The sequence below is a fragment of the Bacteroides sp. D2 genome, assembly GCF_025147085.1.
In the GTDB taxonomy this organism is placed as follows: Bacteria; Bacteroidota; Bacteroidia; order Bacteroidales; family Bacteroidaceae; genus Bacteroides.
On record NZ_CP102261.1, the window covers coordinates 5,778,951 to 5,804,171 of the forward strand.

At 40.4% G+C, this 25,221-nt stretch carries 14 protein-coding genes; 8 read left to right on the forward strand and 6 right to left on the reverse strand.

Going from position 1 to position 25,221, the window contains the following annotated elements; all coding sequences use genetic code 11:
* Positions 1-19: 19 nt before the first annotated feature.
* The 6 genes from NQ505_RS21830 to NQ505_RS21855 all read right to left on the reverse strand — a co-directional run bounded on the left by NQ505_RS21830 (position 20) and on the right by NQ505_RS21855 (position 14,980).
* Entirely contained in the window at positions 20-2,785 is a 2,766-nt protein-coding gene (locus NQ505_RS21830) for a SusC/RagA family TonB-linked outer membrane protein (RefSeq protein ID WP_008999669.1), read from the reverse strand.
* Positions 2,786-2,817: 32 nt separating this feature from the next.
* Positions 2,818-4,662 carry a RagB/SusD family nutrient uptake outer membrane protein gene (locus NQ505_RS21835; protein ID WP_008999668.1) on the reverse strand — a complete coding sequence of 615 codons (1,845 nt, stop codon included), beginning with the start codon at positions 4,660-4,662 and terminating at the stop codon, positions 2,818-2,820.
* 11 nt (positions 4,663-4,673) lie between these two features.
* Positions 4,674-7,796: a SusC/RagA family TonB-linked outer membrane protein gene (locus NQ505_RS21840; RefSeq protein ID WP_008999667.1), complete on the reverse strand. Its 3,123-nt coding sequence runs from the start codon at positions 7,794-7,796 to the stop codon at positions 4,674-4,676.
* Between the two features lie 329 nt (positions 7,797-8,125).
* On the reverse strand, positions 8,126-12,073 hold the full coding sequence (locus NQ505_RS21845; RefSeq protein WP_008999666.1) for a hybrid sensor histidine kinase/response regulator transcription factor: 3,948 nt from the start codon (positions 12,071-12,073) through the stop codon (positions 8,126-8,128).
* A gap of 227 nt (positions 12,074-12,300) precedes the next feature.
* Complete coding sequence (locus NQ505_RS21850; protein ID WP_008999665.1) at positions 12,301-14,364, reverse strand: glycoside hydrolase family 16 protein; 2,064 nt, start codon at positions 14,362-14,364, stop codon at positions 12,301-12,303.
* 268 nt (positions 14,365-14,632) lie between these two features.
* Positions 14,633-14,980: a winged helix-turn-helix transcriptional regulator gene (locus NQ505_RS21855; RefSeq protein WP_008999663.1), complete on the reverse strand. Its 348-nt coding sequence runs from the start codon at positions 14,978-14,980 to the stop codon at positions 14,633-14,635.
* 166 nt (positions 14,981-15,146) lie between these two features.
* Between NQ505_RS21855 and NQ505_RS21860 the strand changes: the two genes are divergently transcribed.
* The 8 genes from NQ505_RS21860 to NQ505_RS21895 all read left to right on the forward strand — a co-directional run bounded on the left by NQ505_RS21860 (position 15,147) and on the right by NQ505_RS21895 (position 25,219).
* Positions 15,147-15,674: a DJ-1/PfpI family protein gene (locus tag NQ505_RS21860; protein WP_008999662.1), complete on the forward strand. Its 528-nt coding sequence runs from the start codon at positions 15,147-15,149 to the stop codon at positions 15,672-15,674.
* A gap of 497 nt (positions 15,675-16,171) precedes the next feature.
* Positions 16,172-17,803, forward strand: coding sequence for a GAF domain-containing sensor histidine kinase (locus tag NQ505_RS21865; protein ID WP_008999661.1), 1,632 nt, complete (start codon positions 16,172-16,174; stop codon positions 17,801-17,803).
* 220 nt (positions 17,804-18,023) lie between these two features.
* A complete protein-coding gene (locus tag NQ505_RS21870; protein WP_008999659.1) occupies positions 18,024-19,325 on the forward strand; it encodes a Na+/H+ antiporter NhaC family protein in 1,302 nt (433 codons plus the stop codon).
* Between the two features lie 106 nt (positions 19,326-19,431).
* The gene (locus NQ505_RS21875) at positions 19,432-19,986 is read left to right on the forward strand and encodes a 30S ribosomal protein S16 (protein WP_008999658.1); all 555 of its coding nucleotides are present in this window, start codon (positions 19,432-19,434) and stop codon (positions 19,984-19,986) included.
* A 177-nt stretch (positions 19,987-20,163) separates the two neighbouring features.
* The gene (locus tag NQ505_RS21880) at positions 20,164-21,159 is read left to right on the forward strand and encodes a GntR family transcriptional regulator (protein WP_008999657.1); all 996 of its coding nucleotides are present in this window, start codon (positions 20,164-20,166) and stop codon (positions 21,157-21,159) included.
* A 67-nt stretch (positions 21,160-21,226) separates the two neighbouring features.
* Entirely contained in the window at positions 21,227-23,002 is a 1,776-nt protein-coding gene (gene fucI / locus NQ505_RS21885) for an L-fucose isomerase (RefSeq protein ID WP_008999656.1), read from the forward strand.
* A gap of 130 nt (positions 23,003-23,132) precedes the next feature.
* Positions 23,133-23,771, forward strand: coding sequence for a class II aldolase/adducin family protein (locus tag NQ505_RS21890; protein WP_004308079.1), 639 nt, complete (start codon positions 23,133-23,135; stop codon positions 23,769-23,771).
* Between the two features lie 17 nt (positions 23,772-23,788).
* Positions 23,789-25,219 (forward strand): rhamnulokinase, encoded by a 1,431-nt coding sequence (locus NQ505_RS21895; RefSeq protein ID WP_008999655.1) that lies wholly within the window; start codon positions 23,789-23,791, stop codon positions 25,217-25,219.
* Positions 25,220-25,221: the final 2 nt, after the last annotated feature.

A 25,221-nucleotide genomic window follows, 5' to 3' on the forward strand; every position in this document is an offset into this window, starting at 1 on the left:
TTATATCTTTATAGTTGCATTAGAAACCGATTGAAAATCCTAATTGAACGGACGAAGGAATAGGAAGGGCATTCCCCATGGCCTCCGGGTCACAGATGTCAACATGGTCAAATAAAGTAAAATCAGAAGCTCTGACGTACAGTTTGACCGAATGTAAAGGTGTGGTTGCCAGCAGTTTCTTGGAAAATTTATAATATAGTTCTGCGTGACGCAGTTTCAAATATGATTTATCAGTCAACCACACTGTGTTGTTGGTGAAATTATTAGCATTGGCTCCTTGTGACAAACGCGGATATTTTGCTTGCTGGTTCTGGGGAGTCCAACGATTCTCATAATAATATTGCGTCAGTGACGTATTATTCGACAAAGGACGGAACAGACCAGCAGTAGAAGCAATATCGGAATAATTGCCAACCCCCTGAATCAAGGCATCTATACCAAAGCCCTTATATTCAACACCCAAATTCAGTGAATAATAAATTTCCGGTGCCACACTGCTATAACCAATTGCCTTCTTATCGCGTTCATCAATTATCTTATCTCCGTTCAGGTCTCTGAATTTAATATCTCCAGGCTTCACCTCTCCGAACATTTGTACAGGGCTATTCTTGATATCCTGTTCATCTTTAAAGAAACCGATAGCCTCGTATCCCATTATCTGCCCGACAGTTTGACCAGTAGTTCTCATCCATTCATACGGCTGGTACTCTTCCCCCATTTCAATTACTTTACTACGATTAAAGGAAAAATTGCCTCCAACATGAAAGTTCAAGTTACGAATCTGTTTATGATAATTAATTCCTGCCTCAAGACCTTTATTCTCAACTTTCCCTAAGTTCTTGTAAGCATTAGCAGCTCCCATCACGCTAGAAATATTCCCTGGTGTGATAAACATATCGGAACGTTTCTCCTTAAAAAATTCTACCGTCACGTCAAGAGCCTTGGCAAAAGAAAGATCCACTCCTATATTAGCTTTCGAAACCTTCTCATACGTCATATCCATAGTCGGCAAGTGCCCTTCACCTAATCCGCTGAAGCTACCAAATTCGCCTCCCAAGATATAACCGTTTGCCCAACCATACTTACGGTTCCACAACAAAGATTCCGGAGCAACATCACTACCTGTTAGTCCCCATGAAGCACGCACTTTCAACAAATCAATAAACGAAACGTCCTTCAAAAAATCCTCATTTGAAATAACCCATGCGGTAGAAACTGCAGGAAAATTTCCAAAACGATGAGAAGGCGGCAAGGCGTTAGAACCATTACGAGAAAAAGCGACGTCAGCAATATACTTACCATCATATACATAATGGACATGTCCCACCAAATTAATCTGGTTACGTGTATTATTCTGTCCGCTCCAAACAGTTTGCTCCCTCGAAGCAGCCAAAGTGAGGTTCACCCCATGCTTTCCCCACATATTATTATAATTGACCCGTCCCCACAAATTCAAACGACTTTTCTGTCCTCCTACCGAACTATTAAAGTTATCTGTCTTGTTTTGCCCCCGTAATGTATAGTCATCAGCAGAGGAAGGATGCGCTACATTAGCCACAGCATATGCATAACTCATCGGATAGTTATCCCAATATTCACAGAAATTATCATAACCGATACGCACATCAACAGACAAGCCTTTCAGCAACATCCCCAAATCCTGGCGGATAGTGGCATCAGCAAATAACTGGCGGGAATGACTTCGTGCATATCCTTTCGCCGCCACCTCCGCAACGGGGTTACGTGTCCACATATCGCTACCACCCCATTCTCCCTCGGGAGTCTTTACGGGAAAAGCAGCAGAAGGAGTAGTGTAAATCAATCCCATCAAATCGCCTGCTCCAATTCCAGGACGGTTGTGTTCGGACAACATACCGTTCATTTTAAAGAATAATTGCGTACTTGAAGTCAGATCTACATCTACATTGGTACGTACATTCAACTTCGAGTATTTATGCTGTGACGAATAATCCCCTTCTATGTTATCAGGCTTCATAAAACCTTTACTTTGCAAATAATCCACTGACGAGAAATACCTTACATACTTTCCTCCACCACTTAACGTAACAAAAACATTATCGATAGAACCGGATTTTTTCAATATTTCGTCCATCCAGTCAACGTTACCATAACGCGGATCACCATTCTTGATTCCATTAAGCTGGGTTTCATCATATCTGGCTCCCAGTCCGTCGTTTATCAATGCTTCATTCATGGCCAATGCATAGGTATATCCATCAGCCATTTTGGGAAGTCCGTGTAACATATTAAAATGATGCTCGTAGTTCACGCTGATATCTATTTTCTTTCTAGTTCCTGTTTTGGTGGTTACTACCATCACACCATTTGCACCCCGCAATCCATAAAGAGCCGTAGCTGCGGCATCTTTCAATATCTGCACACTCTCTATCTCTTCTTTCGTGATAGACCCCAAATCTCTTTCGAAACCATCCACTATGACCAAGATAGAATTACTTCCCGTAGTATTCACCCCGCGAATCATTGTTGTCGGTGTATTTTCCCAGATAGTTCCTCCGGCCTGAAGGACAGTTAGTCCCAGTCCTTTTCCAAACAAGGCATTCAATGGATTGGTAGCGGCACTCTTCATCAGCTCTTCTCCGGTAATTTCAGAAATAGCAGCTGAAGACTCACTCGCTTTCACCGTCACGCCATAGCCCAGATTCAACTGCCGTTCCTCCTTCTTTACAAAAGCACTGTCTTCCTGGGCATAAGCATTCAAACTGGAAAGCAGTAATAAACACGATAATTTATATATGTTTCTCATATAGCCAAATTCTTTATAATTATAACCATTGATTACCAACCTGGATTTTGATTCAAATATCCTTTATTTATTTCCACAAACGGGAACGGAGTGAGATACCACTTCGGGGTAAAATAAACCGTACCGTCATCGCCATCCTGAATATATCTTTTCTTAATCTGGAATTTTTCATAAGAATAAGATTTCTTATCATCGCCTCTACGAATACGAAGACCATGCAAGGGCTTACGAAAATCTTCCGCCATTTTCCAGCGTATCATATCATAGTAACGTACATCTTCAGCGCCAAACTCCCTGGCACGTTCGTCCAAAATCTCTTTCCGTAATTGTTCCTTACTCAATCCAGTCTGCAAGCCCGAAAGTCCGACACGTCTGCGCACTTTATTGATATACTCATAAGCATCATTTCCCAAAGCATCTCTTTCTGTTGCCCTATCCAACTCATTTAATGCTTCAGCATAACTCAGGAAAATCTCGGGAAGGCGTAAATAGGGCCACTGATCTTGTTTCCCATTTTGAGAACTCAAATCCAGAATATATTTGTAAATACGGAAGCCAGTAAACTTACTACCATCCGATACTGTCTCCGAAGACATACCTTCACGTCCGCCAATCCACAACTCTGCTGGATGATCTCTTCCGAACTCCGCATTATTCACTAAACAGTTCTCATATAAACGAGGGTCTCTATTTTTAAACGGGTCTTCCTCAATATATTTATCCTTACGCTGCTGTTCCCAAAAAGAGGCGTCAAAAGGAGTACCATCAGCATAAGGGAAAAGATTTACATATTCTAGTGTGGGAACGAGAGCGCCATATTGTCCGTAAAAATGCAAATAAGAACAGTTGTCATCCCAATTCCATGAAACCGTAGCACGTTGGCGGGTATCAATCAATAGTTCACCGTTTGCCCTCTTATAATAAGCATCCTGATATGCTTGGCGCGGATTGGACGCATTGGTTACCAATTGCCAGGGTTCGCCTTCCTGACTGTTACGAGACATAAACAAACTGCAAGCATCAACTACATCTCTCCATAGTTGGTCGTCTTTTCCACCAAACCATACTTGCTTTTCTGCTATGGCTGCCGCGCCTGCCTGTTCCGGATAAAAAGGTTGATTGTCATTATACAATGGACTAGCCGCAAACAGCAGTGTCCTGATTTTCAATCCCAGTGCAGCTGCACCAGTGAAACGTCCCGCCCAATTTTCCTGTTCGCTACTATCCAATGCCCACGGTAATACTTTATAAGCTTCATCACATAATTGAACTATAAAATCCAATGTTTGACGCAAGGTTGCCCGGGGAATCTTAAGTTCCTCATTCGGATCTAAAGCATGGTCGAGTAAAGGTACTCCACCGAAGTTCTTAAACATATCCGAATAATGGCAAGCAATAATCATCTTTGCCTCAGCCTTCAAACGCTCTTTTTCCTCATCAGTAATACCGGGTGTCTGACCGACATTTTCTATAAATAACCAAGCTTTACGGATTCCTGTCCACTGTTGTTCACCGTCCGAATAGGAATATACACAATCATTGGCAGCCGAATTAGAAGTAAACTGTCCTGTATAATATGTATTGTACACAGTACACCAAGTCAATCCACAGGTAAAACAGTCGGTCAAGGCATCTATTGCCCCCATCCCCACTCTGTTACCTTTCGCACTCCAATCCAGTACACGGCCATAATATAAAGTACGATATGCATTCCATAGAAAATCACGAGTATAGTCAGGATTACTAAATACATATTCTTTATCCTTGTCCACACTGGGAGCTTTGTCCAAAAAAGCATCTCCTACTTTAAATTCGTCTACACACGAAGTTGACAGAAGAAAAGATGCAAGGAGCAAACTATTCAATATTCTCTTCATAGTTATCATTTTTAAAAGCCAACATTTACACCAAAGTTAACAACACGCATTACCGGATACTTGGGCACATTACCATTCAAAGATTCGGGATCCGAAATCTTCAGTTTATCCAAAGTCAACAGATTATATCCTGTTATAAACACACGCAGCGTTTCCATTCCGATATGTTTCATAAAAGGTAACTGAAAGTTATATCCCAGTTCTATATTTTTCAAACGTAAGTAACTGGCGTCTTTGATCCACAATTCAGAATCGCGATAGTTATTATTCAATCCGTCTATACTGGCACGGGGCAGTTTTGCCGTAGCGGCTGTTTCTTCCGTCCATCTGTCATCATACATATACTTCAACAAAGCTCTATAATTGGAACCACCTGCCGGAGTTCGGAATTCATCACGCAATACACGGGAAGTTTTAGTCGCTCCACTCCACATCATACTAAAATCGAATCCTTTATATTCAAAACCGATAGTAAAGCCACCATTCAACAATGGATAATTCGGATATCCGATAGCCGTTTTATCATTGTCATCAATCACTTCGTCACCATTCAAATCTTCATAAACCACATCACCCGGTTTTAAAATATAGTTATGGTCGGCTACATTTTCCATTCCTTCATAATAAAGTCCTCTGACCTTCAGTCCGAAAGGCTGTCCCACTGGATGTCCGGTTTTTAATGTATATTCATAAGGTGAGGGAACTTCGTCCTGGTATACAATCTTATTCTTTGCATAAGATATATTAAAATTAGCCCAATAACGGAAGTTGTTAATCTTATGGTTCCATTTCAAGTTTACTTCCACTCCTTTGTTAGAAACCTCACCTAAATTCAAGACCGGTAATGCCATAGCATGAATGACGGGGTCTGTATTGGACTGTGCCAGGATGTTTGTACGCTTCTCTAGAAAATAGTCGACACTACCACTCAACTTTTGATTGAACAATGTAAAGTCGATACCATAATTCTGCTTTGCAGACTTTTCCCAACTTACCCCCGAATTACCGAAACTACTCTCATACGCACCATTTGTCCAACTCTTCCCGGTACCAAACTGATAACCATTTCCCAATTGATAGCTATTAGGCAAATACAGGAAACGAATCATATAATCACCGCTACTATAATAGCGGTCGTTACCTACAATACCATAAGATGCACGGACTTTTAAGAAATTAAGAATTGAATTATCTTTCAAGAAGTCTTCTTGTGTCAATACCCAACCGCCGGATACTGCCGGAAAGAATCCATAACGATGCCCCGGAGCAAAATTTTCAGAACCGTTATAACCGACATTACCTTCTATCAAATATTTATTGTCATAATCATATGTGACACGTCCTACCAATCCTACATATCCTCTGGGAATACCGGGCCATCCACTATTAGGATAATATGACTTACTCTGATTATATAACGCCAAAGCCGAGAAGTGATGCATTCCAAAATCACGTTTCCAGTCAAAACTAGCTTCAGCATACCAGTCACGGGCTTTTCCCAAACTTTCGCCATAGCTAATCACTCCTTCTTCACCGTTCTGTATATAAACTATTTCATTCGGATCACTGCCTGCAGGTTGTTCTGCCCATGTAATATCTTTCCTGTACCAAGGCTTATAATAAGGTGCGGAAGTCTTACGGGTTTTCGTTTGATTATAGCTACTATTATAAGCGAATTTAATTTTAAAGTTCAATCCTTTTGTCAGGAAATCCAGCTTTTGACTCAGAGCCAGGTCAAGGTTCAGCACATTTGTCGTTTTGGTACTATATCCCCTTCCGTACGTATTATACATTCCGTCCGCATAAGACACATTTTCTCCCAGTACCGGTATATACTGTTTATTTCCTGTAATCCATTTGCCATCAATAATACCCGGTCCGCCAAAAGGTAATGCCCAATAGATATGGCGGAATAAGTCATCCAAATTATCTCCTCCCTGCGGATAGTTCCTTTTCTCTACACGGCCGCCCAGGTTTACTGTCAACAAAGTGGTTTTAGTGAAATCGACGTCCAAATTGGCACGATAATTATAGCGGTTATAATTAAAGTTACCATCATAACGTGAGTCATAATTTTTAAAGAAACCTTTTTGGTCAAGCATACCCATCGATACAAAGTAACGAACGCGGTCTGTACCGCCTGATATATTCAGATTTGCCTGTGTTTGGGGAGAGGTAGATTCAAAAAGTACTTTCATCCAATCGGTATCCGGATAAAGAAGCGGATTGGAATGAGTTCTGAATGCTTCCACTACATCTGATCCGAATGGTTCCTGTTTGTCATCATGCCGATAAGCTTCATTTATAAAGTCAGCATATTCATAACTATTGGTGAACTCCGGCAAACGGGTAGGTGCCTGAATACCATAAGAAAACGAAGCATTAATTTTGGCCTTTCCTTCTTTACCACGTTTGGTAGTGACAATAATGACGCCATTAGCACCTCGTACTCCAAATACAGCTGTCGATGAAGCATCCTTCAAAATAGTGACACTTTCAATTTCATTCGGATCCATCTGAAAGAAATCACGCTCCACCCCGTCAACAAGGTACAGAGGTTTGGCATTTGCCGAATTGAGTGTACTCATACCCCGTACAAAAATTTCCGGGTCATCTCCACCCGGCTGCCCAGTAGATTGCACGGATGAAACCCCTGACATGGCACCTGCCAACATATTACCAATACTTGCTGTCGGAACTTTCAACAGGTCTTTCGTATTGACCGAACTAACCGAACCCGTCAGAGTTATTTTCTTCTGTGTGCCGTATGCCACCACTTGTACCTCGTCCAATAGCTGACTGGAAGATTTCATCGTCACTTTTAGCATAGTTTTCCCTTTTATCGGAACTTCCAAAGTTTCCATTCCTACAAACGAAAATTCCAATATTCCTTTCATGTCACTAACCTGCAAAACAAAACCACCAGTCAGGTCTGTAACGGTACCTGTCATAGCCCCTTTCAGACGAACAGTAGCCCCTATAACCGGCTCTCCGGTATCATCTATCACCTGACCGCTAATCTTAGTATTCTGTGCCCAAAGTGTTCCCGGCAGGATTATCATTAATAAACAAACTAAACGCATTTGCAGAAAGGCTTTATGCATATCAGAAAGCCCTAAATCCAAATATTTCATACATTATTATTTAAGATTAAACAATAGGTTTAAATCGTTGATTGTTTTGGGAAATACCCGATGAAATCTTAAAAGATTGTCCTTCATAAGAATTTGATTTTATTAATTAACAACTACACTCTTACTATCATTTTTTGGTACCATTTGCTCTGATAGCTGATTCAAAAGTAGGCATATTATAAAAAAGAAACAGGGCGAAATCTTCCTTTTTTGGGGTAAAATCCGCAATAATCAAAAAAAAGAAGCTGTAACAGTATCCGTTTTCACTTTGACCGCCACAGCTTCATTCCAGAAATCCGTCTTCTATCGGGATTAATCTCTCATCCTCGTTATAAACGCATTACATATTGCTTAGGAGACACCCCTACTTTCCGTTTGAAAGCTGCTCTAAAATTTTTCAAATCGTTGAATCCGCACTTCACTCCCACAGTACTTATATTCGTCTCTCCTTCATTGAAATATTGCACAGCCTTAAATATCCGGTACTCGTTAATGAATTCAATCACCGACATACCTGTCACACTTTTTACTTTTCGATATAAGGTAGAATGGCTCATTCCTAATTTCTCTGCAAAAGTCAACACATCAAAATCCGCATCAGTCAGATGATTATCAATTATCTCACGACATTTTAACAAAAAACGTTGTTCTTCTTTTGAATAATTCTTTTCTGTATTAGAGATATGGTTGACCACGGCAACAGACTCCGACTGAGACAAGAGGTTATCTATCCGTTTCCTTAAATACTTCAAAGAAACAGGTTTTGTCAGATAAGCATCAGCTCCACTGTCGAACGCAGCCATTTTATCATCTTCAGACGTTTTTGCCGTAAACATAATGACTGGAATATGAGAAAGTTTTTTATCGCCTTTCACCAAACTCAAAAATTCCATACCGTCCATCTTCGGCATCATCATATCACAAATTATAATATCAGGCAATGCTTCTTGAGCAATCGTCAACCCATCCACACCATTACTCGCCTTCAATATTTTAAAATCCTTAATCAGGAACCGTTCCAATATTTCCACAGTCTCCCGCTCATCATCAATTATCAATAACGAATGTATGGCAGTTGGCAATTGAGGAGATACAAGTTCATTCTGTCTTGAATCGGTTTCATTGAAATCAATAATGACAGATTTTTGTTCCAACTGCTCAACCACTTCTTCCACGTCCTTTTTGGGTATGCTAAACATGAACTTTGCCCCTCGCTCTGGCTGACTTTCCACCTTCACTGTCCCTCCATGTAACTCTACCAGATGCTTTACAAATGAAAGTCCGATGCCATCACCCATAGCAGACGCCCTCGAAGGGTCTACCTGAAAGAAACTATCGAAAATAACATCATGATATTCTTCAGGAATTCCGATGCCATTGTCTTCAATCGTGAACAGGACAGCATCTTCCGCATCATCAATAGAAAAAATGATTTTTCCTTCTTCGGAAGTATATTTAAAAGCATTGGATATTAAATTGGATAAAATAGATTCTAACTTCTCTGCATCAAAATCCAATTGAATCACAGTTTTCGACGGTTGGAAATAAAAAAGAATATTCTTCTGCTGACAAAGTGCTTCATAATCTATCGTCAGATCCTTACAAAAAGCAACCACGTTGAGCCGTTGGGTTTCCAACTTTAATTTACCGGACTCCAACTTACGGAAATCGATAATACGACTGATTAATTTATTCAACCGCATCGCATTACGATACATCGCTGACAAATATGACTTGGGTACCTGTACCGGTCCTTTAGCCGAAGACATCAATTCCTCTAAAGGTGCAGTAATCAAGAATATAGGAGTACGCAGTTCATGAGTAATATTAGTAAAAAAAATTAATTTAGCCTCACTGATACTCTTTGCCGTATTTTTTTCTATTTCTTTCAAGCGAACCATGTGCTTTATACTTAATTCATGCTGGTAAAACCATAATACGAGTACCAATATCCCCAATATAATGATTCCCCATAAACAGAAAGCCCATCCTGTCTGCCACCAAGGGGGAGTGATAATTATTTTAAGACAGGAAGCTTTTTCATTCCATTTCCCATTACTATCGGACGACTTTACATAGAATAAATATTCTCCGGGCGGCACATTAGTATAAGAGACTTGGCGATGATAGGATATTTCCTGCCAGTTTTTCTCAAAATTCTCCATAAAGCAAGAGAAATTGATTTTATCCGGAGATACCAGTTCAGGTGTCGAAAAATGAATAGTGAAGAAATTCTGATCGTAAGGAAGACGAATTTCCTGTGGATGATCGCCATATAGATTAATCAATTCTTTATCATTATTCAATAACTCAAGCCCTGTGAAATAAACGGAATTCGCACGTTGGCTGTATTCTATTTCCGAAGGATTAAACCAGACCAACCCTCCTGTTGTTCCAAAATATAATATATCCTCTTTACGGGAACAAGCATTATAATTGAACTGCACCAACGATAAATTATCTTCTTTGCCAAAACGCACAAAAGTTCCCGTAGCAGAACTATAACGAAATAAACCATTGTCTGTCCCTAACCATATATTACCGTACTGATCTTCCTGCATACTTACCGTACTTTGTGAAGTCAACCCAGTCGACTTTCCACATGAAGTTACTGTTTCTGTTGCTTCGTCCAATTTATAAAGCCCGGAATATTCTGTAGAAAACCACACACAATGATTTGAGTCAATAAAGATATACCGTATTATATTACTATCAATAGGAGTCTCCTTTGAATCTTTAAAATAATGCTTCAATATCTTTCCTGTTACCCTATCCATTTTGTACAATCCGCTATTTGTACAACTAAGCCAAGCCACATTATCATCAAATACAACCCCAGAAGCATAAACGCCATTTAACTCGCTGATTGTTATAAAAGTTTCTGTTTCCTTATTAAACAAATAGACACCTTCCCCAATAATCCATATATACCCCCGTCCATCATCTTTTATCTCCCAAATGCGATTCATGTTCATGCTCCCATCTATAGAAGGCAATACAAAGTTCTTAAACGAATGTCCTGCCAGAGAGAAACGGCACAATCCCCTTCCATAAATCCCTAACCAGATATATTGTTCATCTCCTGATATAGACAGTATGTTATTACCTGCTATCGAACTATTTCTAGTTGTATAGGCTGTCACCCGCCCGGTACTCTGGTCGTAAACATTCAACCCACCTCCGTCAAGCCCAATATACAAATGATCTTTTCCCGGATAAATAGCCGTCACCACATTATGTGTTATCTGTTTATTTGCCATCGTCAGAGTTTTGAACCAATTATAGTGAACAGAAAACAGGTTCACCCCTCCACGATAAGTTCCTATCCAGAGATTCTCATTACGATCAACAAACAAAGAATGAATGGCATCACTGCTAATATTACTGTTTTCAGGCGTATAAAAGTTTTCTTCCTTGGTAGAAAAAGTTGCTAATCCGTTCCCATCTGTACCGAAAACTGTTTCATCCTTATAATCGATAACAGACTTTACATCTGAAGGAACAGGTTCATCCAACTTCCTGATTTCCAGACTATCGTTAACACTAAATACTTCACTATTATATCCAATGCCGTAGCCTATATAAATCCTATTTTTATTCTTGCTATAATATATGACATTATCACTCGACATTTTTTGAGGAATATTCAACCGGCCCACAATTCTCCCTTTCTCAGGTTCAATCAAGCATATCCCTTTAGTCGTATGCGCCAGCAACATACCATCTTTGTATAGCGCAATGGCAAGACAAGCCATATTTGCTTCATAATCACACTTTTCAAATGTCTGATTATCTCTCAATACAAACAATTCACGGGAAACATTCAATACAAAAACTTTCCCTTTACTCATCACTATATTCTTAATCGGCCTTGTCATCAATTGGGTTTCTCCAGTAGAAGCACGTTGTATGCAAGGATAAAAGCGATTTTCTGTATATGAATAAAAATTTAATCCTCCCTCAGTTCCTACCCACATTCCGTTTTCTACAGGTAATAAAGCCTCGATATGATTATTGATAATGGAAAGGCTGTCATTTTGCTGATGAGTAAAAACAGCAAAATCAACTCCGTCAAATCTACATAAGCCATTAAAAGTACCCAGCCAAATAAAGCCCTGCTCATCTTGAATTATACATTTCACTGTATTATTCGGTAATCCGGTCGAAATATCAAACACTTTAAAATGCTTCGCAAATAATATAAAAGGGAATATCAAACAAATAAAGAATAAAAGACTTCTCCTCATTTTCAATATATCATTTATCGGTATTTTCATAGTATCTTTATTTATTCCCAAAAATAAGCATTTGATTCAATAAAAAAAAGGCATAATTCATCTTTTACAAGTAGAAAATCGTCATTATGACCAATTATTGGTATTTTTCGACGTATATTATTAAAGCTTATTTGAACTCCCCCTTCACTTTTTGGGAAAATTCAAACAAGCTTTTCCTTAATAACCTTACGATGGAATATTATCTGACTGATTCCATCTCAAATTACTTATTCTTTTTCATATAATTCCCAATTATCCATTTGTACTACAGTATTTGAAGACCAGTTATGAAGTGAACAATTTCCTGTGGAAGCAGTTTCAGCCATAAATTCCTGTTCAAATTGAATCCACTCACCCCTCGTATTAGGTATCGAAAGTGCCAAAGAACTATCACCAACTTTGACTTTACCTAAACCAAACTCAAAACCACTTCCAGTAGTTTTAATTTTAGCACGGAGTACATAAGTCGTATTTGGCGTCCAAGTAACCGGGAACTGCAATTCACCATTGCCACCGGTTATCTGAATATATTTACCCCAATAACCGCCAGTGAGAACACGTAAACTACCCCAACTAGCATTTCCCCATGAACCATCAAAACCTGGTAGAGATTGATCAAGTTCTATCGGCAAACTTTCCATAGTCCCATCAGGTACTAAATTACCTTCATGAAGTCCACCTCCTCCTTCTGGTCTCACTGTTACTTCATTCACATCCGAATAATTTCCCACTCCGTCCAACGCTTGAATATAATAAGTCATTTCCGCTCCCGGAGCAACTTCTACCTCCGTAAAACTTGTAGTAGTTGTTGACCCAATAAAATAACCACTACCGATGCCTCCTCTATAAAGATCATAACGCAACAATCCCGCACCGCCCGTATCTATAGAAGGTTTCCAACTTAAATTCACCAATCCATCTTTAGATTTTGCAGTAAAATTTGTAACTTTAGAAGGCTTCTGATGGTCAATCACTTTCTGATACAATCTGAAATAATCCACTTCGAACTGTATATTTTTAGTTTCACTCAGGTCTATTCCTCTACCTTGATCTTTCAAAGCCAGATTGAGCCACATATATTGAGGATTGTGAAAAACAATACTACCATCTTCATTCAGGAACTCTTCAACTTTTATACTATTCCTCAATTCATCATCCACATATAACTTGATCTCTTTTTCATCCCAATCCATACGATATACATGATACTTTTTAATCCAATCAGGATCTTTAAGTTCATAATAAGAAAGAGGTGTCCATCGCGAGTTCCAGATAGCCTCCCATGGCTGTTTCTTACCTGCTGCAAAATTACTGGTCAAAGATTGCTCACCATTATGTATATAGAACTCCATTATATCAATTTCTCCGTTTAAAGGCCACTCCTTATTATTTCCACAAGTCCAGATAGCAGGGAAAGATCCACTGGAAGGATCTATTTTAGCCCGCACCTCGGTACGTCCAAACAAGAAAAAACGTTTCTGATTTCCATTCATACTAGCCGAAGTATATTCTCCATACTCCCAGTTCATTCTATAATCTCCGGAAGTTGGATCATAATTCGGATTCTTACGTCTTTCTTTTTTCGCAGTAATCAAAAGCCGTCCATCCACAACGATAGCATTGTCTATTCCTTTCACATAGTTCTGTGGCTCATTTCCCCGCTTAAAGCCTTCTTCAAAAGTCCAAAGCTCTTCGTTCACAGAACCATCAATATTGAATTCATCCCCCCATGTATAATACAAACCATCTTTTATAGCCGGAATAGGACGGGGATCGGGCACATAAGCAAGTTGTTTGTCCAAATCATCCTTATAAACCGGCACATAAGCAGACATCAATAAAGTATTTCCCGCTTTGGCTGAAACGGAAAAGAAAAAAGGTTTTAACAAAGCCTCAAGTGGAAGTTTCATTTCAATAGTAATTAATCCCTCCGTCTCATTAGAGGAAACAACCTTTGTCACCTCTAAAGAAGAAACACTGGTAGTACGTGTTTGCACTTCTGTATAATCAGCAGTCACATTCTTGTCACCCGTTGCTTGATTCCACTCGTCTGCTATCCGTTCTGCGAGTCGGGCAGATAATGTTTTAAAATTTGCCGTGATATAAAATTCACCATCTTCCGCCCGATATTCAATAGAAGCTTTTCCATCCTCATAACGGGGCAAGAATACTAAACCGTTTTCCAAGTTTCCCAACTCATCAATACTGTTATTTACTACAGTATCATCATTATCACTGCATCCACAAAAGAACAGCACTATTAGTGCTACAATAAAAAATCTGTTTTTCATTGTGTAATAATTTAAGTTTTGAATCCGCTGAAACCAGCAATTCTAATAATAAATGATTGTTTTTAATTGTAATAGTCCACAACTTGAATCGTTGTGTTGCAATTGCGGTGTAAATATGGGAAAGATCAGGCTATAACGCGGGAAAGAAATATTCAAAAAAAAGGCTTTTTCCGTCATGAGGTATTTTTTCGCTATTTTTCTCTGAATACATAAATAAAAAAAGAAGAGGGCTACCCTAAATCAATGTTCTCAATCAATCTTTTACGAATCAATTATTGTTTCTATGTTTCAGGATAGTTTCCATATTCTCCAAAGCCCATCCCACCAGTCCTTCAATATGAGGAATCAATGTACCGCCTGTATCTGTCAGGCAATACTCCACACGGGGAGGTACTTCTGCATACACTTTCCGTTCAACCAATCCATCTGATTCCAAAGTACGCAATGTAACAGTCAACATTCTTTGAGAGACATCTTCTATCGTTTTATGAATATCACTAAAACGCATCGTACCATTGGCATTCAATGTAATAAGCACCAGCATCGACCACTTGTCTCCCAAGCGGCTAAGCACATCTCTTATCGGACAATTTCCCGTCGGATGAAAATTTTTCATTCTTTAACGTTTTGTATTTTATTGAGTTTCAGCAATAGTTACCTCTATGTAACTTCCTTATTTTCAAGTACGTTCTTGCATTTCTCAAACAAGAAAGATACATTTGCATCACAAAAGTAATAAACTTACTAATAATAACTATTGTTTCATTTAAATAATTATGATTATGGCAAAGAAAGTGGCAGTTTTAGCAGTGAATCCGGTAAATGGTTGTGGGTTATTCCAATATTTGGAAGCATTTTTCGAGAATGGCATTTCATATAAAGTATTTGCCGTATCGAATACGAAGGAGATTAAAACAAATTCAGGAATCAGCTTGACAGTAGATGATGTAATTGCTAATTTGAAGGGACATGAAGATGAATTTGAGGCACTCGTTTTCTCTTGTGGCGATGCAGTACCTGTATTTCAGCAGAATGCCAATAAACCTTTTAATGTAGATTTGATGCAAGTCATTAAAACGTTTGGAGATAAAGGGAAAATGATAATCGGACATTGTGCCGGTGCAATGATGTTTGATTTTACAGGTATAACCAAAGGGAAGAAAGTAGCAGTTCACCCATTAGCTAAACCAGCTATTCAAAACGGAACAGCTACTGATGAGAAATCAGAGATAGATGGTAACTTTTTCACTGCTCAAGATGAAAACACCATTTGGACAATGATGCCGCAGGTAATCGAAGCATTAAAATAATGTCGGCAACGTAGATGTAGAACAATAAATATAAACATTACTATATCAATCTACGCATCCCAATATGGAGAAGCATGTTCCTTTAAAAGAAACGGCGTGTTTCTCGGTGTGCAACGGGTCGTTTCTTTTAAAGGAACGACCCGTTGGTTTAAAAGGAAAAAAGCACATTTATTACGCATTAATAATCAACCATTTACGAATTCAAAAAAATCAAAGACTGACTAACTTCCTCAAACATTATTTAATTCAATAAATCTACACAAGTTTACCTCTTTATTTCTCTAATGATTGCTGTTAGTTTATTAAATTCCATGGGAAGTATCATTTATCACATTCTCTTTTCGTACCAAGAAAAAGAAAAACGGAACATTATAAAAAAACAAAAACAATATTCATCATTTTCTTTAAATCCGTATATTAGCAGCTTGAAGATTTGAAAGAGATAAACAGCATACTCCTTTCGAGCCTATATAACCAAACAAGATGCCAAAAACAATATGATCAAAGAGAGAGAGAATTACAATGCATTTTTACTTCATTTTTTAGAAAGATTGAATAGTTGTGACTCTATCGAGAAAAAAATCACAGAATCACTTACCGATATTTGCGAATACTATGGCTTTAAAAGAGGATTCATTTATCAAACTGATGGATTTCGCTACTTCTATTTAAAGGAAACTGTTGGAAATGAAGACAATATCCTGCGCCAGCGTTTTGAAATCAGTGAAATGAGCAGTCAACATGTTGCCCACGCAAATGGCAAAAACAAACCTTTTTATGCTTGCAGAACCCAAAAGGCTTCGTGGGATGATGTGGACATCATTGATTTTTATAGAGTCAATTCTCTACTGATCCGGCAAATTCAAGACTCCGAAGGAAAAATCATCGGATTTATCGGATTTGCAGACAAAGAACATGTAATATCTTTCACTGATGAAGAACTACAAGTGATTCACCTCATTTTAGGATCACTCTCTAAAGAAATAGCAGTACGGGAATATAAAGAAAGAGAAGTGCGGGCAAGCAAGACATTAAGCAGCATTATGAATAATATGGGAGTTGACATATATGTAAATTCTTTCGATTCTCATGATATGTTATATGCCAATGAATCGATGGCTGCTCCTTACGGAGGCATCGAACATTTTGAAGGAAAAAAATGCTGGCAAGCTCTTTATAAAGATAAAACCGGAGAATGTGAGTTCTGTCCTAAAAAACATTTAATTGACGAAAATGGACAACCTACCAAAGTCTACTCCTGGGATTATCAACGCCCGTTTGACAAATGTTGGTTCCGGGTATTCAGTGCAGCATTCGCCTGGATTGACGGGCAAATAGCGCATGTGATAACCAGTGTCGATATCAACCATCAAAAAACTATTGAAGAGGAACTAAGAGTAGCCAAAGAAAAAGCAGAAAACCTGGACCGCTTAAAATCAGCTTTTCTAGCTAATATGAGTCATGAAATCCGCACTCCGCTAAATGCAATTGTCGGCTTTGCAAGTCTGTTGGTCGAATCGGATAATAAAAAGGAACGCCAAGATTATGTCGACATTATGCAGGAAAACACGGAACTTCTTTTGCAGCTGATATCTGATATTCTCGATTTGTCAAAAATAGAGGCCGGAACACTCGACTTCACCATGGATCATTTGGGCATCAAAAGCTTCTGTGAAGATATAATACGCAATTACGATATAAAAGAAGACAAACCTGTACCTGTTCTGTTGGCTCCGGATTTACCTGAATATTATATTTATACAGATAAAAAGCGTTTAATGCAGGTTATTACCAATTTCATAAATAATGCTCTCAAATTTACGAATGAAGGGCAGATTGTATTGGAATATCACTATAAAGCAGAGAGCAATGAAATAGAATTTGCTGTTACGGACACAGGCATGGGGATTGCTCCCGATAAAGTAAATCAGGTATTCGACCGATTTGTAAAGCTCAACTCTTTCTCAAAAGGTACAGGCTTAGGCCTATCTATTTGCAGAAGTATCATTGAACATCTCGGCGGCACTATTGGTGTCGAATCCGAAATGGGAAACGGCAGTCGTTTTTGGTTTACACATCCACTGCGCTTAAATCAAAGAGAAAAAACAAAAGAAATCATCTCTAAATAAAAAGAATAAAGTTGAAAATCTGATAGATTGAAACCTTTTCAAGTCTCTCCTTGTTCTTCCTTATATGGTAATATATTAAGGTTAAAAACAAGGGGATTATTATGCTGCAACCCATAAATTATGAGTAAGGCTGCTTCATTTTTGCCACTTCCTACAAAAAACATTACTTTTGCACCGCTATTTTGATTTTAGAATAAAACAAATACCCCAACGTCTATTTATGACTGAAGAAAAAATACATAAAGACCGTCCCGGAAACTGGTGGGCATTGAGTCCGTTACTCGTATTCCTCTGCCTCTATCTGGTAACTTCTATTCTCGTCAACGACTTTTATAAAGTGCCTATTACAGTGGCTTTCCTTGTCTCTTCCTGTTATGCCATCGCCATTACACGCGGCTTGAAACTGGATCAGCGTATCTATCAATTCTCGGTAGGAGCCGCCAATAAAAATATCCTCCTGATGGTATGGATATTCATTCTTGCCGGAGCCTTTGCTCATAGTGCGAAACAAATGGGAGCAATTGATGCCACCGTTAACCTGACACTACAGATTCTTCCGGATAATCTGCTATTGGCAGGCATCTTCATTGCTGCCTGTTTCATCTCTTTATCTATCGGAACCAGCGTAGGAACTATCGTCGCCCTTACTCCCGTTGCCGTAGGACTAGCAGAAAAAACTGAAATAGCTCTCCCCTTTATGGTAGCCGTCGTAGTAGGCGGTTCTTTTTTCGGAGACAACTTATCTTTTATCTCCGACACCACCATCGCTTCGACCAAAACCCAGGAATGTGTAATGCGCGATAAATTCCGGGTAAATTCTATGATTGTCGTCCCGGCAGCCATCATTGTATTGGGAATTTACATATTTCAGGGATTGTCCATTACAGCCCCCACCCAAACACAGACCATCGAATGGATCAAAGTTATACCTTATATAATAGTATTAGGAACAGCCATCGCCGGAATGAACGTGATGCTCGTACTCATAATAGGTATATTGACAAGTGGCATCATTGGCATCGCGACCGGCAGCTTTGGAATTTTCGACTGGTTTGGTGCCATGGGAACGGGAATTACAGGAATGGGAGAACTGATTATTATCACTCTATTGGCCGGAGGGATGCTCGAAACCATCCGTTATAACGGTGGTATCGATTTCATTATCCGGAAACTCACCCGCCACGTCAATGGTAAAAGAGGAGCCGAACTAAGCATTGCCGCCCTGGTAAGTATCGCCAACTTATGTACAGCCAACAACACAATTGCCATTATAACAACAGGACCGATTGCCAAAGATATTGCCGTGAAATTCCATCTCGACCGAAGAAAAACAGCCAGTATCCTCGATACTTTCTCCTGCCTGATACAAGGGATTATTCCATACGGAGCGCAGATGCTGATTGCAGCGGGACTTGCCAGTATCTCCCCCATCAGTATCATCGGAAATCTCTACTATCCGTTTACAATGGGAGCATGCGCCCTGCTAGCAATTTTGTTCCGCTATCCGAAACGGTATTCGTAAAAAAGATGCGAAATGTTTGTCAATCAAAAGAAAAGCCGTATCTTTGTGCCCGCTATTACGAGATAATAGTATAATTCAAATCAATCATTAAAAACAATTATTTAAAATGGCAACTAGAATCAGATTGCAGAGACACGGACGTAAAAGTTACGCGTTCTATTCAATTGTAATTGCAGACAGCAGAGCACCACGTGATGGTAAATTTATTGAGAAGATTGGTACTTATAACCCAAATACCGATCCTGCTACAGTAGATTTGAATTTCGACGCTGCATTGGCATGGGTACTGAAAGGTGCACAACCAAGTGACACTGTACGTAACATCCTTTCTCGTGAAGGAGTTTACATGAAGAAACATCTTCTGGGCGGTGTAGCAAAAGGCGCATTCGGAGAAGCAGAAGCAGAAGCTAAATTCGAAGCTTGGAAAAACAACAAACAGTCAGGTTTGGCTACTTTGAAAGCTAAACAAGACGAAGCTAAGAAAGCTGAAGCTAAAGCACGTCTGGAAGCAGAAAAGAAGATCAACGAAGTGAAAGCAAAAGCACTCGCTGAAAAGAAAGCTGCTGAAGCTGCTGAAAAAGCTGCTGCTGAAGCACCTGCAGAAGAAGCTGCCGCAGCTCCGGCTGAAGAAGCTCCTGCAACAGAAGCTGCTGCTGAATAAAATTCAGCAGATTCCGAATAAGAAATTAGGAAAAAGCTATAATCCTCTCCGGTTCGCCGGAGGGGATTTTTTTATTACTTTATGCTATAAAACATAGCAAATAATTATTCTCTTTCAGAATAAAATGTCTTTCTTTGCATCAGCATAGTTCAGCACAGTATTACTCATTTTTACAGCATGAAACGAACTGATAAAAAGGCAACATTCGGACAACAGTCGAGCAAGGTTACGCAACTAGCGGATGCACTTAGCCAGGCAATCTCCAGGAAAGAATTTCTTGAAGGAGATTCTTTGCCTTCCATCAATCAGTTGAGTGCTCAATACGGAGTATCACGCGACACCGTTTTCAAGGCTTTCCTTGATTTACGCGAACGAGGGCTGATCGACTCCACTCCTGGAAAAGGATATTACGTGACGAGCCAGGTGACCAATGTTTTATTACTGCTCGACCAATACACTCCTTTCAAAGAAGCTTTATACAACAGTTTCGTCAGACACCTGCCTATTAATTATAAGGTAGACTTATTGTTTCATCAATACAACGAACGGCTGTTCAACACCATCCTCCGGGAATCCATAGGAAAATACAACAAATACATCGTGATGAATTTCGATAACGAGAAATTCAGCACAGTTCTCAATAAAATTAATCCCACTAAATTGCTACTTCTTGATTTCGGCAAATTCGAAAAAGAGAAGTATTCATATATCTGCCAGGATTTCGATGAATCTTTCTATCAGGCATTGCATTTGCTTAGGGAAAGACTGAAAAACTATCACCAACTTGTTTTTCTGTTTCCGAAAAGCCTGAAACACCCTCAAAGCAGCAAGGAATATTTCACCCGTTTCTGTCAAGAACAGGGATTTCTCTGTGAGGTTCAGGAGGACATCGAGAACCTGACAATACGCAAGGGAGTTGCCTACATAGCTATCAAGCAACAAGATGTAGTAAAAGTAGTGAAGCAAGGCAGATTGGAAGGACTGAAATGCGGAAAGGATTTCGGCCTGTTGGCATACAATGATATTCCTTCTTACGAAGTGATTGACGAAGGAATAACCTCATTGAGTATTGATTGGGAAATGATGGGAAATGAAGCAGCCAACTTCGTTCTCAATAATGTACCGGTACAAAAATTCTTGCCGACGGAAGTAAGGCTTCGAAAGTCGCTTTAATTTTTTTTGCAACATCGTCAGCACAGTTCAGCACAGACATTAATTAATCCTTTAATAGATAGAAACCATGAAAAAGTATCCGAAAATCGGGATTCGTCCCACAATCGATGGTCGCCAAGGTGGCGTTCGCGAAAGCCTTGAAGAAAAAACAATGAATCTGGCTAAAGCAGTAGCCGAGTTAATCAGCAGTAACCTGAAAAATGGTGATGGCAGCCCGGTAGAATGTGTCATTGCCGATAGTACTATCGGACGCGTAGCCGAAAGTGCCGCCTGTGCGGAAAAGTTTGAAAGAGAAGGAGTAGGTTCTACTATTACCGTTACTTCCTGCTGGTGCTACGGCGCAGAAACAATGGATATGAATCCTCATTATCCGAAAGCTGTTTGGGGATTTAACGGTACAGAACGTCCGGGGGCTGTATATTTGGCAGCGGTATTGGCAGGACATGCACAAAAAGGTCTTCCTGCATTCGGTATCTACGGACGTGATGTTCAGGATCTGGACGATAATACAATCCCTGAAGATGTATCGGAAAAGATTCTTCGTTTTGCACGCGCTGCACAGGCAGTAGCTACCATGAGAGGCAAATCTTACCTGTCAATGGGTAGTGTATCCATGGGTATTGCCGGTTCTATCGTCAATCCTGATTTCTTCCAGGAATATCTGGGGATGCGTAATGAATCAATAGACCTCACAGAAATCATCCGTCGGATGGATGAAGGCATCTATGACCACGAAGAATATGCCAAGGCAATGGCGTGGACTGAAAAACATTGCAAGACCAACGAAGGTGAAGACTTTAAGAACCGTCCTGAAAAGCGTAAAACCCGTGAGCAGAAAGATGCAGACTGGGAATTCATTGTAAAGATGACAATTATCATGCGCGACCTGATGACCGGAAACCCCAAACTGAAAGAAATGGGATTCAAGGAAGAAGCTTTGGGACACAATGCTATCGCAGCCGGTTTCCAGGGACAACGTCAATGGACGGACTTCTATCCTAACGGTGACTATCCGGAAGCTCTACTCAATACTTCTTTCGACTGGAACGGCATCCGTGAAGCATTTGTGGTAGCTACCGAAAATGATGCTTGCAACGGTGTAGCCATGCTGTTCGGACATCTATTGACCAACCGCGCACAAATATTCTCCGACGTACGTACATACTGGAGCCCTGAAGCTGTAAAACGTGTAACCGGCAAAGAGTTGAGCGGTGCGGCAGCCAACGGTATCATCCACCTTATCAATTCCGGTGCAACGACTCTCGACGGTTCCGGCCAATCATTAGATGCAAAAGATAATCCGGTTATGAAAGAACCTTGGAATCTGACGGACGCTGATGTAGAGAACTGTCTCCAGGCAACAACTTGGTATCCGGCAGATCGTGACTACTTCCGTGGTGGCGGCTTCTCGTCCAACTTCCTGTCAAAAGGTGGAATGCCTGTAACCATGATGCGTCTGAACCTGATTAAAGGCTTAGGCCCTGTCCTGCAAATTGCAGAAGGATGGACAGTGGAAATCGATCCGGAAATCCATCAGAAACTCAATATGCGTACAGACCCGACATGGCCTACCACCTGGTTTGTACCGCGCTTGTGTGATAAACCGGCTTTCAAAGATGTATATTCAGTCATGAATAACTGGGGAGCCAATCATGGCGCCATCAGCTATGGACACATCGGCCAGGACTTAATCACTCTTGCTTCCATGCTCCGCATCCCGGTATGCATGCACAATGTAGAAGAAGATCAGATGTTCCGCCCGGCTGCCTGGAATGCTTTCGGCATGGACAAAGAAGGATCAGATTACAGAGCTTGTGCAACTTATGGTCCTATTTATAAATAAACAAGTTTTTTCCGTCCTGTATAAATAAATATTTTAACTTTGCCGTTCGTAGGGACGGGGTCCCCCACCCGACACATAACAAATGTCGGGATAGCCCCGCCCCCCTACAGCGACTTAAATAAGTAACACTATGATTACTAACGAACATATTGAACAGTTCATTGCACAAGCACATCGTTACGGGGATGCAAAGTTAATGCTTTGCAGCAGCGGTAACCTTTCCTGGAGAATCGGCGAAGAAGCATTGATTTCCGGTACGGGTTCCTGGGTTCCCACACTTGGCAAAGAAAAGGTTTCAATCTGCCATATTGCCAGCGGCATTCCTGCCAATGGTGTAAAACCCTCTATGGAAAGTACATTCCATTTGGGGATTCTCCGTGAACGTCCGGACGTCAATGTCGTTCTCCATTTCCAATCGGAATATGCCACCGCTGTCTCCTGCATGAAGAACAAGCCGGCAAATTTCAACGTAACAGCAGAAATTCCTTGCCATGTAGGTTCGGAAATACCTGTGATTCCGTATTATCGTCCCGGCTCACCGGAACTGGCGAAAGCCGTGGTAGAAGCCATGCAAAAGCATAACTCGGTTTTACTGACCAACCACGGACAAGTGGTGTGCGGAAAAGACTTCGACCAAGTATATGAACGGGCTACTTTTTTCGAAATGGCTTGCCGCATCATTGTTCAATCCGGCGGTGATTATTCAGTGCTCACACCGGCAGAAATTGAAGACCTGGAAATCTACGTATTAGGAAAGAAAACCAACTAATATCCAGGCATATTACCATGAAAGATACCATCAAACACACTTATTTAGCAGCAGACTTCGGAGGCGGCAGCGGGCGAATCATCGCCGGCTTTCTTCTCAACGGCAGGCTGGAATTGGAAGAGATATACCGCTTCTCCAACCGGCAGGTCAAACTAGGCAATCATATTTACTGGGACTTTCCGGCTCTGTTCGAAGATATGAAAACCGGACTAAAACTGGCTGCACAAAAAGGATATGCCGTAAAAGGGATTGGTATTGACACTTGGGGAGTGGATTTCGGACTGATTGACAAACATGGAAACTTGTTAGGAAATCCAGTCTGTTACCGGGATGCAAGAACGGAGGGAATGCCGGCAGAAGTATTCAAGTGCATGGATGAACATCGACATTATGCCGAAACCGGTATTCAGGTGATGCCTATCAATACGCTGTTTCAACTTTACAGCATGAAGCAAAATCAAGATGCACAGTTGGAAGTTGCCCGGCAACTTTTATTCATGCCCGATCTCTTCAGTTATTTCCTGACAGGGGTAGCCAATAATGAATATTGTATCGCCTCCACCTCTGAATTACTCAACGCCAAATCACGCAACTGGTCATTCGATACCATACATAGCTTAGGTCTTCCCGAACATCTGTTCGGTAAAATCATTCTTCCCGGAACAATCAGAGGCACTCTGAAAGAAGATATCGCACGCGAAACTGGACTGGGTGCCGTAGACGTTATTGCCGTAGGTTCACACGATACAGCCAGTGCCGTAGCCGCTGTTCCTGCTGCAGAAAGTCCCATCGCTTTCCTTAGTTCCGGCACCTGGTCGCTACTGGGAGTTGAAGTGGACGAACCCATATTGACGGAAGAAGCAAGAAAAGCTCAATTCACCAATGAAGGAGGTGTAGACGGCAAAATCCGTTTCCTCCAGAATATAACAGGATTATGGATTCTGCAACGCTTGATGAGCGAGTGGAAAGCGTGTGGCGAGGAACAAAATTATGATATAATCATCCCGCAAGCAGCCGAAGCCGAGATTGATACAATCATCCCTGTAGACGACGCCATATTCATGAATCCGGAAAATATGGAGAACACGCTTATTCATTATTGCCGGAATCATGCTTTGCAAATTCCCCAAAACAAGGCAGAGACTGTACGATGTGTGCTCCAGTCATTAGCTTTCAGATATCGGCTGGCTGTGGAACAGCTCAACCGTTGCCTCCCCGCTCCAATCCGTCAGTTAAATATCATCGGAGGAGGATCACAAAATAAGTTGCTCAACCAACTGACAGCTGACGAACTCGGTATTCCTGTTTATGCAGGTCCGGTGGAAGCCACTGCAATGGGAAACATTCTAACGCAGGCAATGGCTAAAGGAGAAATTGCCAATCTTCGTGAATTGCGGGAAATTGTCACTCGCAGCGTTACACCACAAGTATATTATCCTAAAAAATAAAA